Genomic DNA, 15,845 nt, shown 5'->3' with positions numbered 1-15,845 from the left:
CATTCCAAAGGTAGGGATCAGCTATGTATTGGTTATTTTTAACTATTATTTTGATATGCGTTCTAATTTTTTTGTTCCTGTTTGCACGCAAGTCTAGAGATAAACTTGAGACAAGAAAAGTAGTTCAATTTTCACTGAAACAAAAAAAGAATTCGGTGAATAAACAAACTTGCAGTTTTTGCCGAAAAAAAGCCAAACGTCTTTATTTTTATTCATCTGAAAGCGGTCAGGTACTAGGAGTATGTGATCAATGTAAACCGCAAGCGGAGCGGCGAGCTTTGTTGAGAATATAACCATTTATGAAGGCATTCGTTGGTGACTTATAATTTTAAAAAAACAGGTCGGAAGAGCTTTTTTCCGTGCCTGTTCTTTTTGTGTTGAATAAAGATAATTTCTCCCATAATACTGGAATTATTCAAGCAGGTAATAGGAGGAAACTAGTCGAATATAATTAGAAATTGTCGTTTTCTGAGGCAAATAAGGAGAATTAAAATATTCATGATGGAGACACTCTCAAACACCTATGACTTCCCCCTAGTCCTTCTTTCGATTATTATCGCAATAGTTGCTTCGTTTGCTGCTTTGGATCTAGGAATTCGTATACATAAAGCAAAAGGTTATGCACGTTACATCTGGTTATCTGGCGGAGCATTTGCGATGGGGATGGGCATTTGGTCCATGCATTTTATAGCTATGCTTGCTTTCCATTTGTCTATTCCTGTCACCTATAATGTAATACTGGTCATTGTTTCTATTATTCCTGCCATTTTTTCATCGGGGTTAGCACTGCATATTGTAAGCCAACCTTCTATGCGCAAATTCCAAGTGATCACGGGTGCCCTTTTCATTGGGATTGGAATTGTTTCTATGCATTATATCGGTATGGAAGCCATGGTGATGGAAGCAACAATTACGTACAATCGTTTTCTATGGGCTCTTTCTGCAATCATTGCTGTTGTCGTATCATTAGTAGCCTTGCTTCTATTGTTTTTGGCGAAACAGAATTCGAGTAAACCGGGTTTTGGGTGGAGAAAAGTAGGAAGTGCCCTCATTATGGGGGTAGCTATATCTGGCATGCATTTCACTGGGATGTCGGCAGCGACGTTCAAACACGATCATCAACATATCAGTTTGTCGGGATCATCGTTCGATAATACACTTCTAGCGTATTCGATTGGAATTGGCATGCTGATCATTTTGGGGCTGGTGTTTATCAGCACTTTTGTTGAAAACCGTTTTGAATCCCAATCTTTAGGGTCAGAAAGAAAATTCCGATCCGTGATCGAGTCCGCTAACGACGCCATTATTTTAGCCGATAGCAAGGGTACCATTATTTCATGGAACACCGGAGCCCAGCTCATTTTTGGGTATCAAGAAAAAGATGTTTTAGGTAAAATGCTACAAATCATAATACCTGAACGATACAGAGAAGCTCATCAAAAAGGAATGGAACGTTACCTTACGACAGGTAAACCTCACGTTATCGGGAAAACCGTCGAATTACAAGGGATGAGAGAAGACGGAAGTGAATTTCCAATCGAACTTTCTATTGCCGATTGGGTAGAGGAAGGAAATACCTACTTCAGCAGCATCATTCGAGATATTACGGAACGCAAAAAAGCCGAAGAAAAAATCAATCAAATGGTATATCTTGATCCTTTGACGGGACTACCGAATCGACGCTTACTCAATGATCGCCTCACGCAAGCGTTGGATCAGGCAAGTGAAAATAAACAGATCATAGGGATTATGTTTATCGATTTGGATCGATTCAAATATATCAACGACACGTTAGGACATGCCATGGGTGATCGTTTATTGATTGAGGTCGCCAAGCGACTTCGAGACTGCATGGGTAAAATGGATACAGTTTCACGCCAAGGTGGAGATGAGTTTATTGTGCTCCTCCCTAATATTACTTCTGATGAGATTACGAAAAAAGCCCAAAACATAGTCCATTTGTTCTCGAAATCGGTTGTGTTAAGTGAACACGAGATGTTTGTAACCCCATCAATTGGGATTAGCTTGTATCCATCCGATGGCAGGGATATAGAGACCTTGATCAAGAATGCGGATACAGCCATGTACCGGGTAAAGGAGCAAGGGAAAAATAATTTTCAGTTTTATACACCGGATATGAATGAAGCGGTGTCCCAAAAAATGAAGTTAGAGATGGGACTGCGCAAAGGTTTGGAACGCGGTGAGTTTAAGGTTTACTATCAACCGCAGATTGATGTCATTTCCGGTAAAGTGATTGGGGTAGAAGCCCTGATCCGTTGGCAGCATCCGGAGTGGGGAAATATCTCTCCCGATGAGTTTATCCCTTTAGCCGAAGAAACTGGATTAATCATCCCAATAGGGGAATGGGTGCTTTATGAGGCATGCCACCAAAATAAAATTTGGCAAAATACAGGCTATCCTCCTTTACGTATCGCTGTAAATATATCTTCCCGTCAATTTCAACAAAATAATTTAGTTGAGATGGTCAGTAAAACTTTAAAAGAAACGGAACTTGACCCTCAATATCTTGAGCTTGAACTGACGGAAAGCATCATCCAAGATTCGAAGTATGCTATTACTACGATGCAAAAACTAAAAGCAATGGGTATTCATCTATCCATTGACGATTTTGGAACAGGTTATTCTTCTTTAAGCTATTTGAAGCTCTTCCCGATCGACAGCTTAAAAATCGATCGCTCTTTTACGAGTAATATTTTTGCGGATTCAAAGGATGCTGCACTTGTTCATACCATAATCGCTATGGCACACAATCTGGATTTAAAAGTGATTGCGGAAGGCGTTGAAACGCAGGAGCAGTTACATTTCCTTAGGCAGAGACAATGTAACGAAGCGCAAGGATACTTTTTTAGCCGACCAGTATCCGGTGAAGAACTCTCCATTTTCTTAAAGAACCGTTTGTAATAGTAGACGTCCCATTGAGAAGGCGAAGCTCATACAAAAAGACTGGACAAGTATATACTTATCCAGTCTTTTTGTGCATGCCGCCTCCGTTATTTTTTAACCAGATCCTCAATGGAAGTAATGGTCATATATTTCGGAACGACTAGACCGAGCTTGGTTCCTATTAGGTTGGGTCCCAAGTCCTCGAATTTACCTTTAAACTTCTCATAATAATCTTTATGCGTGGTTGGCAGCCAAGCTGCCACCATGGCGTCAGCGTCACCGCTAGCGATGCCAGCCCACATGGGTCCAGCCTCAACCTGAAGCATATCTACTTGGTATCCTAGCTTGCTCTCCAGCACGTATTTAACCACATTTGTACTGGCAATTTCAGAATCCCATGCTACATAGGCAAGCTTTAACTTTTTCGCTTCCACCTTGGGAATACCGCTAATCCACGCATTTACCTTATCCGGGTTAGTCTCCACCCACTGGGTAGCGGATTCCTCCGGCTTCTGGCCATCTTGGATGTTCGCCATCACCTTTTCCATATCGGCAGGTTTCCACTGAAATTTATCGAGGAATTGATAGGCCGAAGGTTGATCGGCTTGCAAATGTAGACGTACAATCGTATGAATTTCCTCATCTCCGCCAAATACCTTTTTCGGATCTTCCAAATATTTCAGATCATACTTTGAAAACATCCAGTGCGGTGTCCAGCCGGTCACAATAATGGGCTTGCCTTCCTTATACGCTCTGTCCAAGGCAATGGTCATAGCTGTACTGGACCCTTCTACTAACTTCCATGAGGTAAGATTATAAGTCTTAAGCGCTTTTTCAGAAGCATTCATTAAGCCAGAACCGGGGTCAATGCCAATAATGCTGTAATTCACCTGATCTCCGACAAAAGTACTCGTCGAAACAGGAGATTTCTTCCCTATTCCTATAAAGATAGCAATGACACAGAAAGCGGCTACGGCCGCGATTACCAGGGGCTTCTTTAATGCGAAAGACTTGTTCCCTTTTCTTTTCTTTCCAATGACACTCTGTGTTAATCGGTCCAGTAGGATAGCCAAGACGACAACAGCAAGTCCTGCCTCAAATCCCTGGCCTGTCTTCAATTGAGTCACAGCCCGGTATACGTCTGCTCCGACGCCTTGTGCTCCGATCATTGAAGCAATGACCACCATCGATAGAGACAGCATAATGGTCTGGTTGATCCCTGCTAATATAGTCGGCAGTGCCAATGGAAACTGTACTTTGAAAAGCTTCTGAGCCGGGGTTGACCCGAATGCATCCGCAGCTTCCACTAAATCGGCAGGTACCTGCAGGATACCTAGGTTCGTTAAGCGAATGGTCGGCGGGATAGAGAAAATAACCGAGGCGATAACGCCTGGAACCACGCCAAGACCGAAGAAAGTAACCGCTGGAATGAGGTATACAAACGCCGGCATTGTCTGCATAAAATCCAGCATCGGGGTCAGCGTACTTCTCACCGAGCGGTTCCTGGCACACCAAATCCCGAGTGGCAGTCCAAGAACGATGGAAATAAGGGCGGAGGTTAATACCAAAGCCAATGTGTCCATTGTGGAGTTCCAATATCCGAGATTAAGGATAAGCAGCAACCCGAGCATTGTAAATAGTGCCAGCCGCCACTTGCCGAAATAGTAAGCAAGGAGCGTTAGAAGTACAATAACAACGATAGCGGGGAAGGCATGAAATAAGAAAGTAAATCCGCCTACGATCCCACTAATGATGGATGAGAAGAAATCAAACAGGAAGGCAAAGTTGGTATTGAACCAACTGATGATGGATTCGACCCAGCGGTCCAAAGGAATTTTCGTGAACATTAGGGGTTCACCTTCTTGTCAGTAGTATCATGGGTGCCTGCGATGGCAGCTAGGACTGCGCCACGAACTATAATGCCTAGTAAACGGCCTTTTTCGTCGACCACAGTAACCGGAATTTTGGCACTGCTAATAAGCTCGAAGCATTCATTCAAATGGATGTCAGGCGGGACTGTAGGCACATCACGAATGACGATATCTCCAATCGTTTTATCACCTTTAACAGCCATAACGGCATCTTCTGCTGTAATGGCGCCAATGAGCCTTTTTGCTTTGTCCACGACGTACAGGTTCGAAATCCCATTATCCTGCATCAATTGTAAGGCGACCCTTGGTCCCCTCTCCAAAGTGATCGTTTCTGGCCTGCGCATCACGTGTGCAGCCGTTAATACTTTGGACAGATCGACATCCTCTACGAATCGTTCCACATACTTATTTGCTGGATTCATTAATATTTCTTCGGGTGTCCCAATTTGGACAACGGAGCCCTCCCGCATAAGAGCGATTCTGTCGCCAATTCGCAAGGCTTCATCCAAATCATGTGTAATGAAAATAATTGTTTTTTTCATTTTATCCTGAAGCTCCAGCAGTTCATCCTGCATATCCTTACGAATTAAAGGATCCAGTGCGCTGAATGCCTCGTCCATGAGTAGAACATCAGGATCGTTCGCTAAAGCGCGCGCTAGTCCAACCCGCTGCTGCATGCCTCCGCTCAACTGGTCGGGATGGCTGTCTTCCAATCCTTTTAAACCGACAAGTTCTAAAGATTCCAGCGCCTTTTGCCGATTGGCCTGCTTGGAGCCGCCTTGAATCTCCAGTCCAAACTCCACATTCTCAATGATTGTTTTATGCGGAAACAAGGCGAATTTCTGGAAAACCATGCTGATCTTACTGCGCCTAACTTGGCGAAGCTGTTCATGGTTCATCGATACAATGTTCTCGCCATCAATGAGAATGGTTCCAGAGGTGGGTTCAATCAGACGATTCAATAGACGGACCAGCGTAGATTTACCGCTTCCGGACAATCCCATAATCACGAAGATTTCGCCCGCCTGTATGGTTAAATTGACCTTATTTACACCAACGGTATGCTTCGTTTCTTCGTATATTCTCTTTTTGGACCATCCTTTATCAAGAAGTGAAAGGGCCTTCTTGGGATCTTGGCCGAATACCTTCGTCAAATTATTGACTTCAACAATATGCATAGCTACCTCCTGTTGTTTAGTTGAAATCAGACTATCCTTAAATCAGAAATTTTCTCTCCGATCAAAAAAGCCGTAGTAATAATATAAACATAATAGCGGGAATTGAAACACGAGGTCCTAAGAGGGAGAAGAAGTGCGATATTGTTTGATGTCGGGATTCATTCTTGGACAGGCGAAACAGGCGAGTTGTATGCAGGTGTGGTGGGAATCTTTGACGAACCGGAGAATAAAGGGGTTATTAATACTCACAGATGTGAGGTGGATTGAGAGAACGGAGTTAGGATTATTAAAAAGGGGCTTTCCTAAGAGTTTAAGACTTAAAAGGTGGCCCCATAAATTTTTAAGTTGATGTTTGTTGGGAGCCAGGTGGAATGAATGCCAACCAATATAAGTCCTCCCCGACATTGTCATTTATTTGCATATTGTTTACTTGGCAGTCTTTTTTATTCATACTAAAAGTGTGGCACCAATCGGAAGGAGAAACTGATATGCAAACCATTATGATAGTAGAAGACGATCCTAAAATTGCTGAGCTTTTGCAGTCTTACATAAAAAAATACGGCTATAACGTAACAACAGTAGCTGATTTTGATCACGTAATGGACGACTTTCATAAAAATAGACCGGATCTTGTGCTTCTCGATATCAATCTACCCAGCTATGACGGGTATTATTGGTGCCGGCAGATTCGTACGCAATCGATATGTCCTGTCCTATTTATATCAGCGCGAACAGGTGAAATGGATCAGGTCATGGCGCTGGAAAATGGCGGGGATGATTTTATTACGAAGCCGTTTCATTCTGAAATTGTCTTAGCGAAAATTCGCAGTCATCTTCGGCGTGCTTACGGGGAATACGCGGTGAAGGTTGGCGAGCGAGTATTGGAAAGAGACGGGCTGAAGCTTTATCCAGAACGGCTGGAATTCCTATTCGGTACAAAAGCTGCTTCACTGACGAAAAAAGAAGCCGACATCATCGAAAGTCTGATGGAGCGCTATCCGCGCGTATCTGGTCGTGAAGATTTACTTGAAAAGCTATGGGACGATCAAGCGTACGTAGATGAAAATACGCTCAATGTAAACATTACACGCGTTAGGAAAAAATTTCTTGAGCTAGGCATAGAAGATGCGGTGGAAACGGTAAGGGGCGCTGGATATCGTCTGAACGTTACATGGACGAAGGCGGGAGATCAATGAAGTTATTTATCAAAGAGCATTCTCTATTGTTGGTCTTGCAGATTATTCAATTTATCACGATTCTAGGCATTTACTGGCTTGATGGATATCGCAATACGGCACCGGCTCTGTATGCCATTTTCCTTGGATTCTTCTTTCTTGGATGCTATCTGTTATATCAATACTATAGCCGTCGCAGTTTCTATCAACGCCTCAGCAACCCACTTGAGTCACTGGATGATTCCTTCCAGAAAACGGAGCAAACCCCTGTGTCGGAAGCTTTTAATAAGCTATTGAGAAATCAGTATAAGTATTACCAGCAACAAATCAAAACGGCAGAGCATCGACAAGAGGAGCATCTGAAGTTTATGGACCAATGGGTACACCAGATGAAAACACCTCTGTCTGTCATCGAACTCACAGCTCGAAACTTGGATGAACCGGAATCTTCCTATATCCGCGAAGAGACGGAGCGAATGAAGACGGGGTTAAATACGATTCTGTATATGGCGCGCCTTCGAACCATTGAGCAGGATTTTCATGTCAAACCTGTCGTTCTGTCCAAAATCGTGAATGAAGTGAATCAGGAAAATAAACGGTTCTATATCCGTAATCAGGTTTATCCTCAACTGCAAGAGATAAAGGAAGGAATCGTCGTAGAGACAGATGAAAAATGGCTGTTTTTTATGCTTTCACAACTTGTAAATAATGCGGTGAAGTATTCAGCAGGGAAAAGCAAGAAACTGATCATTTCTCTATATGAAAAAGATAAAGAAGCGGTATTAGAGGTAACTGACTTCGGAGTGGGCATCCCGGATACCGATAAAGCCCGTATTTTCCACCCTTTTTATACAGGGGAAAATGGGCGTAAATTCAGAGAATCGACCGGAATGGGTCTTTATTTAACGAAGGAGGCAGCCGAACATCTGGGACATCGCATAGAACTTGATTCGGAAGTTTACGAAGGCACAACATTTCGAATTATTTTCGCGTCATCGCAAAACCTTACGTCCGTGTAAGGAAAGTGAAAGGAGAATCAATAGTTGGATTCGGTCGATAGCGGTACACTAATCACAGATCGAATGATGACGATTTGAAAGGGGCTTTCGTGATGCTGAAAGTGAAACAAGCAAGTAAAATCTATGAGGGGAAGATCGCCTACCGCGCTTTATCGGATATAGATTTAACCATTGAATCAGGTGAATTTGTTGGCATTATGGGTCCGTCTGGAAGCGGGAAAACAACTTTGCTTAATATGATCGCAACCATAGACGAACCGACAACTGGCGAAATCTTAATTGCTGGCCATAATCCACATCATCTAAGTAAAAACGACTTAGCTAAATTCCGCCGACGTGAGCTGGGATTTGTGTTTCAAGACTTTAATCTCCTACACACGTTAACCGTTGAAGAAAACATCGTTCTGCCTTTGACATTGGACGGGAAAAAAGTCAGCGAGATGAAGCAAAAAGCAAATGAAATTGCCAAGAAACTTGGGATTACAGATATTATGAAAAAGCGCACGTACGAGATATCTGGTGGACAGGCGCAGAGAGCGGCCGTTGCCAGGGCGATGATTCATACGCCTAAGCTATTGCTTGCAGATGAACCGACTGGAAATCTGGATTCAAAAGCATCGAAGGATGTTATGGAAATGCTTGAATCCATCAATCAAACAGATCAAACAACGATGATGCTCGTAACGCATGACCCTCAAGCAGCGAGTTATTGCAACAGAGTCGTCTTCATCCGAGATGGCAGGTTTTATTCGGAAATTCATCGCGGCGATAATCGTCAGGTCTTCTTCCAGAAGATTATCGACACACTCTCTTTATTGGGAGGTAACGCAAATGACCTTTCGTCAATTCGCGTTTAATAACGTCACACGCAATAAAAGACTGTATGCAGCCTATTTTCTAAGCAGTATGTTCATGGTGATGGTATTTTTCACTTTTGCTATCTTTGCTTTCCATCCGGCGTTGAACGGAGAAGCGGTGAATTCCAAAGCAACCTTTGGTCTTAATATAGCTTCAGGAATCATTTATGTCTTTTCCTTTTTCTTCGTTTTGTATTCGATGAGCTCTTTTCTGCAATCTCGCAAGAAAGAATTTGGGCTATTGATGATGCTAGGCATGTCCACAAAACAAATCCGTTCGATGGTATTTTGTGAAAACATGTTAATCGGATTTTTCGCAACAATAGGGGGCATTGGTCTAGGATTAGTCTTTGCAAAAGGAATCTTGCTAACAGCTGAAAACGTTCTGATTATCGGAACCGAGCTGGACTTCTATATGCCGTTGAAGGCCATTATCTTAACATTTGTTTCCTTTACCATTTTATTTCTGTTCATTTCTTTTGTTGTTTCTTTTGTCCTACGCAGCGGAAAGTTAATCAACTTGATTAAAGGAGATAAGAAGTCCAAAGGAGAACCAAAGGCATCTGTTTTTTTAACCATAACAGCCATTGCATTGCTAGGGATTGGGTACTTCACTGCTTTGATCGCGAAAGGATCCCTTGTTTTCATGGTCATGCTGCCAGTTATTATTGTGGTGATCATAGGCACCTATCTGTTGTTTACCCAATTAAGTGTTTATGTGATTCGCAGTCTTAAGAACAGGGAGTCCATCTTCTGGCGAAGAACAAATATGCTTCTATTTGCTGATCTTTCCTTTCGTATGAAGGATAATGCAAGAACGTTTTTCATGGTTGCCATCATTTCGACCGTAGCCTTTAGCGCCATTGGCTCACTTTATGGAGTTCAATCGTTAACCACAGGTTCAACGAAATCACAAAACCCCTACACGTTAACCTATACGGCGGACAAGGTCGACAGTAAAGATAAGGAAGAGAAGGATATCGCTTTCATCGATGAACAATTAGGCAGCAAGCAAATCGAGACCGTGAAGGCTCAAGCCATACTCAGTTACTTTCGAGTAAATGATCAAAAGACGCCTACATTGATCGCCAAGCAGTCTGATTATAATCGCTTTGCAAGCTTAATTGGAGCGGGTAAAATCAATCTGCAAGACGGGCAGTCGGCAGTCGTTCATAATGAAAGATTCGGGAATAACCGAGATGATAAACAGCTGAAGCAGCCTATTAAGCTGCAATCAGGCATAACACTACAGCCTAATATCATTGTCAGTTCAAGAGTATTTACGGAAATGTATGATTATTATGTCGTCAAAGATGATGCCTATGAGCAGCTTCCAAATGCAAATGAACAAAGAAGGTTTCATGTATGGCAGGCAAAAGGAAGCCAGCAGCAGGCCATTATTCAAGCAGGAGAGATTTTAACCAAACAGGTTGGAAGGCATGAACTGTTTGCTGTTGATTACGAAGTATATGATTTAAATAGAACCTATGGTCCGGTGTTGTTTATTGGATTGTTTATTGGAATTGTCTTTTTCGTCTCGGCTGGGAGTTTTCTATATTTCCGCCTCTATACAGATTTAGACGACGACAAACAAAAATTTAAAGCAATAGCCAAAATGGGTTTGACTGAAAACGAATTGAAAAAAGTGCTTAACAGGCAAACAGCGATTCTCTTCTTCGCACCGATTGTTGTGGCGCTTGTTCACGGGGCCGTAGCACTTACGGCATTATCCCATATGTTTAATTACAATTTGTTTACAGAGTCCGCCATTGTACTATGCGTCTTTGCCGCTATACAAGTCGTCTACTTTTTCATCGTTCGCTTTTTCTATACGAAACAAATTAAAGCTGCAGTTTAAAATTAGCCGTCATTTGCGTGCAGGGTGAACCGCAGCATAAATGACGGCTAAGCTTTTATGCAAATGAGGGGTCATGTATGTTAGTATAAAGCATTAGAATTTTAGTTCATGGGTAGCGGATAAAATCTGACCCCCCAAGAAGGTGCAAATCGAAAGATGCAGAATTTAGTCAAAAACGAAAGATTGCAAATGATCGTAATCGCTATTGCTACGGCCACGGGCGCACAATTCAAGATAAATCCCTTTAGCAACGATTATTTCCGCATCGGTCTTGGGGTTAGTATCTTTTTGTTTTTTTTATTGCTTATGCCGCATTTACCCTATGTGAAAACGGGTATCCTAACGGGGATTGTTAGTATGATCGTTCAGTCTGGAGATTGGATCACTCACGTTCATTCTTATACGATCCTGGAGAGCTTGCAGAATAATGTGGCAGCCGGTTGTTACTATGTCGTATTTGCATTTGGAATGAGTAAGCTGCGAAAAAGATTGAACGAACTTCACCCCCTCGTGTTAGGTGGATATATCGCATTAATTGACTTCGTTTCTAATGAAACGGAGCTCTTACTGCGTGGGGTATTCCTCGGTACGAATACCTTTTATTTTAAAGAATGGTTGCTTATAATGGTCATAGCTGTCGTACGCAGTTATTTTGCAATCGGTCTGTACAACAGTATCGCTATTAGTCAGATGCGGTTACTCCATGCTGAACAGGAAAAGCGAATGGAGCAGATGCTGAACATCAACTCTGGTTTATATGGAGAAGCTTTTTATTTGAAAAAAGCTATGGACACCATAGAGGGGATTACCGCGGATAGCTATGACCTCTATCGGAAATTAAATGAGGATAATCTCAAAGGCTATAGTCAGCGTACGTTAGGAATTGCCCAACAAATCCATGAAGTAAAGAAGGATTCTCAACGTATTTTGGCAGGTTTATTGAAATTATTCGATAGTGAAGTTGTCGTTCATATGAGTCTTTCGGAGATCATGCACTTTGTCGAAAAGGGAAATCAAGAATATAGTGAAATGCTAAAGAAAAAGGTTATCATTGAAAAAGAACTGGCATTTAATCTGAACACGACGCACTATGTGCCTTTGCTGACGATCATAAATAACTTAGTCGCCAATGCGGTAGAAGCTATAGAGAAAAATGGAACCATACATATTCGGGTCTTTGAAAAAGAAGAAGACGTATATTTTATCGTTATAGATTCTGGAAAAGGAATACCTGATCATAAGAAGGAGCTTATTTTCGAACCTGGTTATACGACAAAATACAATGAAGAAGGGATAGCAGCAACCGGGATCGGTCTTTCTCATGTACGCGATATTGTTCATTCCTTTGGGGGGAGTATCGCAGTAGCATCATCGGAGAAGGCAAACGGTACTCAGTTTGTTGTTCGTCTCCCACTAACAAGTCTAATTAAAGAGGGTAGAGTCGATGGCACTTTCAATTATGATCGTTGATGATGATGTCGTTTGCAGAAGTATGCTGCAAGATATTATTGATGAATGCGGCATTGGCAAGGTGATGGGAACGGCGGAAGGTGGAATTGAGGGGGCTCGAATGATCCTAAAATCGAAACCGGATGTTGTGTTGATTGATTTATTGATGCCTGATCAGGATGGTATTGAGACAATCACGCAATTAAAAAACAGTGGGTATGACGGAAAATTTATTATGATTTCACAAATTGAAAATAAGGACATGGTAGGAGAAGCTTATCAAAAAGGAATCGAGTTCTTCATTCATAAGCCGATTAATCGCGTGGAAGTAGAGCACGTATTGAGCAAAGTTAATGAGCAGTGGAAATATGAGCGGTATGTTTCTGAGATCAAGCAATCTTTAGCAAAATTAGATATTGCCGGACCAACATCTCCCCGTAAAGAACGAAAAGTTCGTGATGTGGTGAAGACCATTCTAATGGATTTGGGAATCATCGGTGAGATTGGCAGTAAGGACATTATAGCTTTAATGGAGAATGCCATAGAACATAGAGAGGCAACTAGCTTCCCTCCTTTAAAAGAATTGTATGAGTCTGTCGCCCACACCTATAAACAAGGACAGAAAGATATTGAGAAAGAAAGTAAGGCGATTGAACAGCGCATTCGACGGACGATCATGGCTGCTTTGAATAATATGGCTTCCATTGGTTTAACCGATTATAGTAATCCTAAGTTCGAATATTATGCGCCGCTGTACTTTGATTTCCAGGATATTCGGATGAGGATGAAAGTCATGGACGAAGAACAGCAACCCGATAAAGGAAAAGTAAACATCAAAAAGTTTTTACAAGTATTTTACATGGAGACACTAGAAAAATTAAATAATTGAGTAAGGAATTCAACCTCTCAAGTCTGGAGATAGTAAAGACTAGAGGTTTGGATTCCTTTTTTTATTTCGCTGTGACATATCATCACATGAAATAGGAGTCAATACAAAATGTAATCGGATACAAAATTTTCTAGTAAAATTACTTGCTGTGTATGTAAACTTTATTTTCATGTCGTGTAATTGTTTTTGTAGGATTCTGTATGTTGCTGTAGAGCAGGAGATAGTATGTAACTACAAAGTGATCAAATCAATCGATCTCAAATTTAATAGAAGAAAAGGGGTTCTTACATGAAAAAAGGTTTATCAGTAGTACTGGGAACGGTTATAGCTTTAACACTTAGTGCTTGTGGAAATGGTGCAACTACGGATAATAAGTCAACGCAGACTACGCAACCTGCACAAACAGCAGCAGCAGTTAAGAAATACACGTTCGGTACGGATGCGACGTATCCCCCTTTTGAGTATCAAAAAGATGGCAAGTACATTGGAATAGATATTGATTTAATCAACGCAATTGCCAAAGAAGAGGGATTTGAAGTTGAATTAAAACCTATGAATTTTAAAGGGATTATACCTGCTATTACATCCAAACAATTGGACGGCGCTATTGCTGGCATCAGTATTACGGACGAGCGTAAACAGGTTGTTGGCCTTTCGGATCCGTATTATCAAGCGGGACTATCGCTTATCGTTCGGGAAGATAATACAACGATCAAAACCCCAGAAGATTTGAAGGGGAAAGTCATTGCTATTAAAAAAGGAACAGCCGGAGCTAAGCTAGCTGATGAATATGGTAAAAAATATGGCGCGACAGTGAAGTATTTCGATGATAGTCCAGCCATGTATCAGGAAGTCGCCAATAAAAATGCAGATGTAACGATTGAAGATTTTCCGGTGATTTCGTACAAGATTGCAGTTGATCCGAATTCCAAGCTGAAAATTGTTGGGGATCGCTTGAACGGTGATAACTATGGTATTGCGGTGAGTAAAGAAAACGAAGAATTGATGAAAAAAATTAATGATGGACTCAAAAAAGTAAAAGCTAACGGAAAATATGATGAAATTATCAGCACTTACATGGGAAAATCCACTAAATAGATAACACAAGCGCTAACCTTTTGTCACCCAATGTTCGATGGGCCTCAGAAGGTTAGCGTCATTATGAATTCCATTAAAAAGGAAGGGTTGGGATCCGGTGACTTCCTCGTTGCAGGTTATTTTAGATGCATTACCCATGTTGATGAAAGGCGCTCTAATCACCTTTAAAATTGTTATCATCTCTTTACCGATCGCTTTTCTTATAGGTTTAGTTACGGGTTTGATGAATGTTTCTTCCAGTAAAATTCTTCGGGCTATTGCCACTTCTTATGTTGATATCATTCGCGGAACGCCGCTGTTAGTACAGGTCTTCTTTGAGTATTTTGGTATACCTGCTTTCTTTGATATTCGGATACCGGCAGAAACCGCAGGTATTATTGCCATCAGCTTGAATGCTGGTGCTTATATAGCGGAGATTTTCCGTGGAGGTATTAACTCTATTAACAGAGGGCAGATGGAAGCGGCGCGCTCATTAGGATTGAGCAAATGGTTGACGATGCGGTTGGTCATATTACCACAAGCCATTCGCCGGATGATACCTGCTTTCGTCAATCAATTCATCGTAAGTATTAAGGATACTTCCCTTTTGTCCGTCATCGGAATTAGTGAGTTGACACAGAGCGGGGAGATTATTATCTCTGCCAACTATCGTGCTTTTGAGATATGGGGAGTCGTAGGTGTCATCTATTTTATTATCATCTATGCTTTATCCCGCTTAGCTCGCGTATTTGAGAGGAGGTATGCTTCCAAATGATCGTCGTACAAAACTTGAAAAAGAAATTCGGTACGAACGAAGTGCTGAAAGATATTTCGACTACGATCCGAGAGAAAGAAGTGGTTTGCGTGATTGGACCCTCTGGATCAGGAAAGAGTACATTCCTGCGTTGTCTAAATCTTCTTGAGGATGTGACGTCTGGAAAAGTTGTGATCGGCGATGTCGAAGTGACGTCACCTAACACGAATATCGATCATTTACGCCAAAATGTAGGTATGGTTTTTCAGCTCTTTAACTTATTTCCTCATCTGACCGTATTGGAAAATATCATGCTAGCCCCGAAACACATTAAAAAGATAGATAAGCAGCAAAATGAACAGAAATCCATGGAACTATTGAAAAAAGTCGGCTTGGCTGGGAAGCGGGATGCGTACCCTGACCAGTTGTCTGGTGGACAACAGCAGCGTGTTGCTATTGCCCGTGCGCTAGCTATGAATCCACGTGTGATGTTATTCGATGAACCGACTTCGGCCTTGGACCCCGAGATGGTAGGCGAAGTGCTGCAAGTCATGAAGGATTTAGCCCATGAGGGAATCACCATGATTGTCGTCACGCATGAAATGGGCTTCGCTCGCGAAGTGGCAGATCGTGTAATCTTCATGGATGGAGGGTACATCGTAGAAGAAGGAACACCTTCCGAACTATTCGATTCCCCCAAACACGAACGTACCCAAGCATTTCTTAGCAAAATTCTATAAATCGATTTATAATATGGTTATACAAATTCACCTCTAGCAGGTCGCTCATTTTTGAACGACCTTGATAGAGGTTT

Annotated in this window: 12 protein-coding genes; 10 read left to right on the top strand and 2 right to left on the bottom strand. The window is 41.8% G+C overall.

The genetic code is table 11. The annotated features are described in order from the left end of the window. Positions 1-498: 498 nt before the first annotated feature. The gene (locus tag GC098_RS16260; protein WP_246358644.1) at positions 499-2,922 is read left to right on the top strand and encodes a bifunctional diguanylate cyclase/phosphodiesterase; all 2,424 of its coding nucleotides are present in this window, start codon (positions 499-501) and stop codon (positions 2,920-2,922) included. A gap of 89 nt (positions 2,923-3,011) precedes the next feature. Here the strand turns inward: GC098_RS16260 and GC098_RS16255 are convergent, their stop codons facing one another. Together GC098_RS16255 and GC098_RS16250 are read right to left on the bottom strand one after the other, a co-directional pair. Then, complete coding sequence (locus GC098_RS16255; RefSeq protein ID WP_171644188.1) at positions 3,012-4,751, bottom strand: glycine betaine ABC transporter substrate-binding protein; 1,740 nt, start codon at positions 4,749-4,751, stop codon at positions 3,012-3,014. After that, positions 4,751-5,953: a quaternary amine ABC transporter ATP-binding protein gene (locus tag GC098_RS16250; RefSeq protein ID WP_171644187.1), complete on the bottom strand. Its 1,203-nt coding sequence runs from the start codon at positions 5,951-5,953 to the stop codon at positions 4,751-4,753. Before GC098_RS16250 ends, GC098_RS16255 begins: the two co-directional genes overlap by 1 nt. Positions 5,954-6,441: 488 nt before the next feature. On the opposite strand from GC098_RS16250, the gene GC098_RS16245 reads away from it, so the two are divergent. The 9 genes from GC098_RS16245 (at position 6,442) to GC098_RS16205 (ending at position 15,771) form a co-directional block, all read left to right on the top strand. Beyond that, positions 6,442-7,149 (top strand): response regulator transcription factor, encoded by a 708-nt coding sequence (locus GC098_RS16245; protein WP_171644186.1) that lies wholly within the window; start codon positions 6,442-6,444, stop codon positions 7,147-7,149. Continuing rightward, entirely contained in the window at positions 7,146-8,147 is a 1,002-nt protein-coding gene (locus tag GC098_RS16240) for a sensor histidine kinase (protein ID WP_171644185.1), read from the top strand. Before GC098_RS16245 ends, GC098_RS16240 begins: the two co-directional genes overlap by 4 nt. Positions 8,148-8,239: 92 nt before the next feature. Beyond that, positions 8,240-9,004 (top strand): ABC transporter ATP-binding protein, encoded by a 765-nt coding sequence (locus GC098_RS16235; RefSeq protein WP_171644184.1) that lies wholly within the window; start codon positions 8,240-8,242, stop codon positions 9,002-9,004. Further along, positions 8,979-10,862: an ABC transporter permease gene (locus tag GC098_RS16230; protein ID WP_171644183.1), complete on the top strand. Its 1,884-nt coding sequence runs from the start codon at positions 8,979-8,981 to the stop codon at positions 10,860-10,862. Before GC098_RS16235 ends, GC098_RS16230 begins: the two co-directional genes overlap by 26 nt. Before the next feature lie 156 nt (positions 10,863-11,018). Continuing rightward, a complete protein-coding gene (locus tag GC098_RS16225; protein ID WP_171644182.1) occupies positions 11,019-12,332 on the top strand; it encodes an ATP-binding protein in 1,314 nt (437 codons plus the stop codon). Then, positions 12,322-13,200 carry a response regulator gene (locus GC098_RS16220; RefSeq protein WP_246358643.1) on the top strand — a complete coding sequence of 293 codons (879 nt, stop codon included), beginning with the start codon at positions 12,322-12,324 and terminating at the stop codon, positions 13,198-13,200. The genes GC098_RS16225 and GC098_RS16220 overlap by 11 nt, the downstream gene beginning before the upstream one ends. A gap of 288 nt (positions 13,201-13,488) precedes the next feature. Beyond that, positions 13,489-14,298: a transporter substrate-binding domain-containing protein gene (locus GC098_RS16215; protein WP_171644180.1), complete on the top strand. Its 810-nt coding sequence runs from the start codon at positions 13,489-13,491 to the stop codon at positions 14,296-14,298. Between the two features lie 97 nt (positions 14,299-14,395). Continuing rightward, positions 14,396-15,052, top strand: a complete 657-nt coding sequence (locus GC098_RS16210; protein WP_171644179.1) for an amino acid ABC transporter permease — start codon at positions 14,396-14,398, stop codon at positions 15,050-15,052. Further along, positions 15,049-15,771 (top strand): amino acid ABC transporter ATP-binding protein, encoded by a 723-nt coding sequence (locus tag GC098_RS16205; RefSeq protein WP_171644178.1) that lies wholly within the window; start codon positions 15,049-15,051, stop codon positions 15,769-15,771. Before GC098_RS16210 ends, GC098_RS16205 begins: the two co-directional genes overlap by 4 nt. The last annotated feature ends 74 nt before the right edge of the window (positions 15,772-15,845 follow it).

The organism is Paenibacillus phytorum, from assembly GCF_013141715.1.
GTDB lineage: Bacteria > Bacillota > Bacilli > Paenibacillales > NBRC-103111 > Paenibacillus_E > Paenibacillus_E phytorum.
The sequence above is the reverse complement of the archived record's forward strand: the minus strand, read 5'-3'. Positions and strand labels throughout refer to the sequence as shown.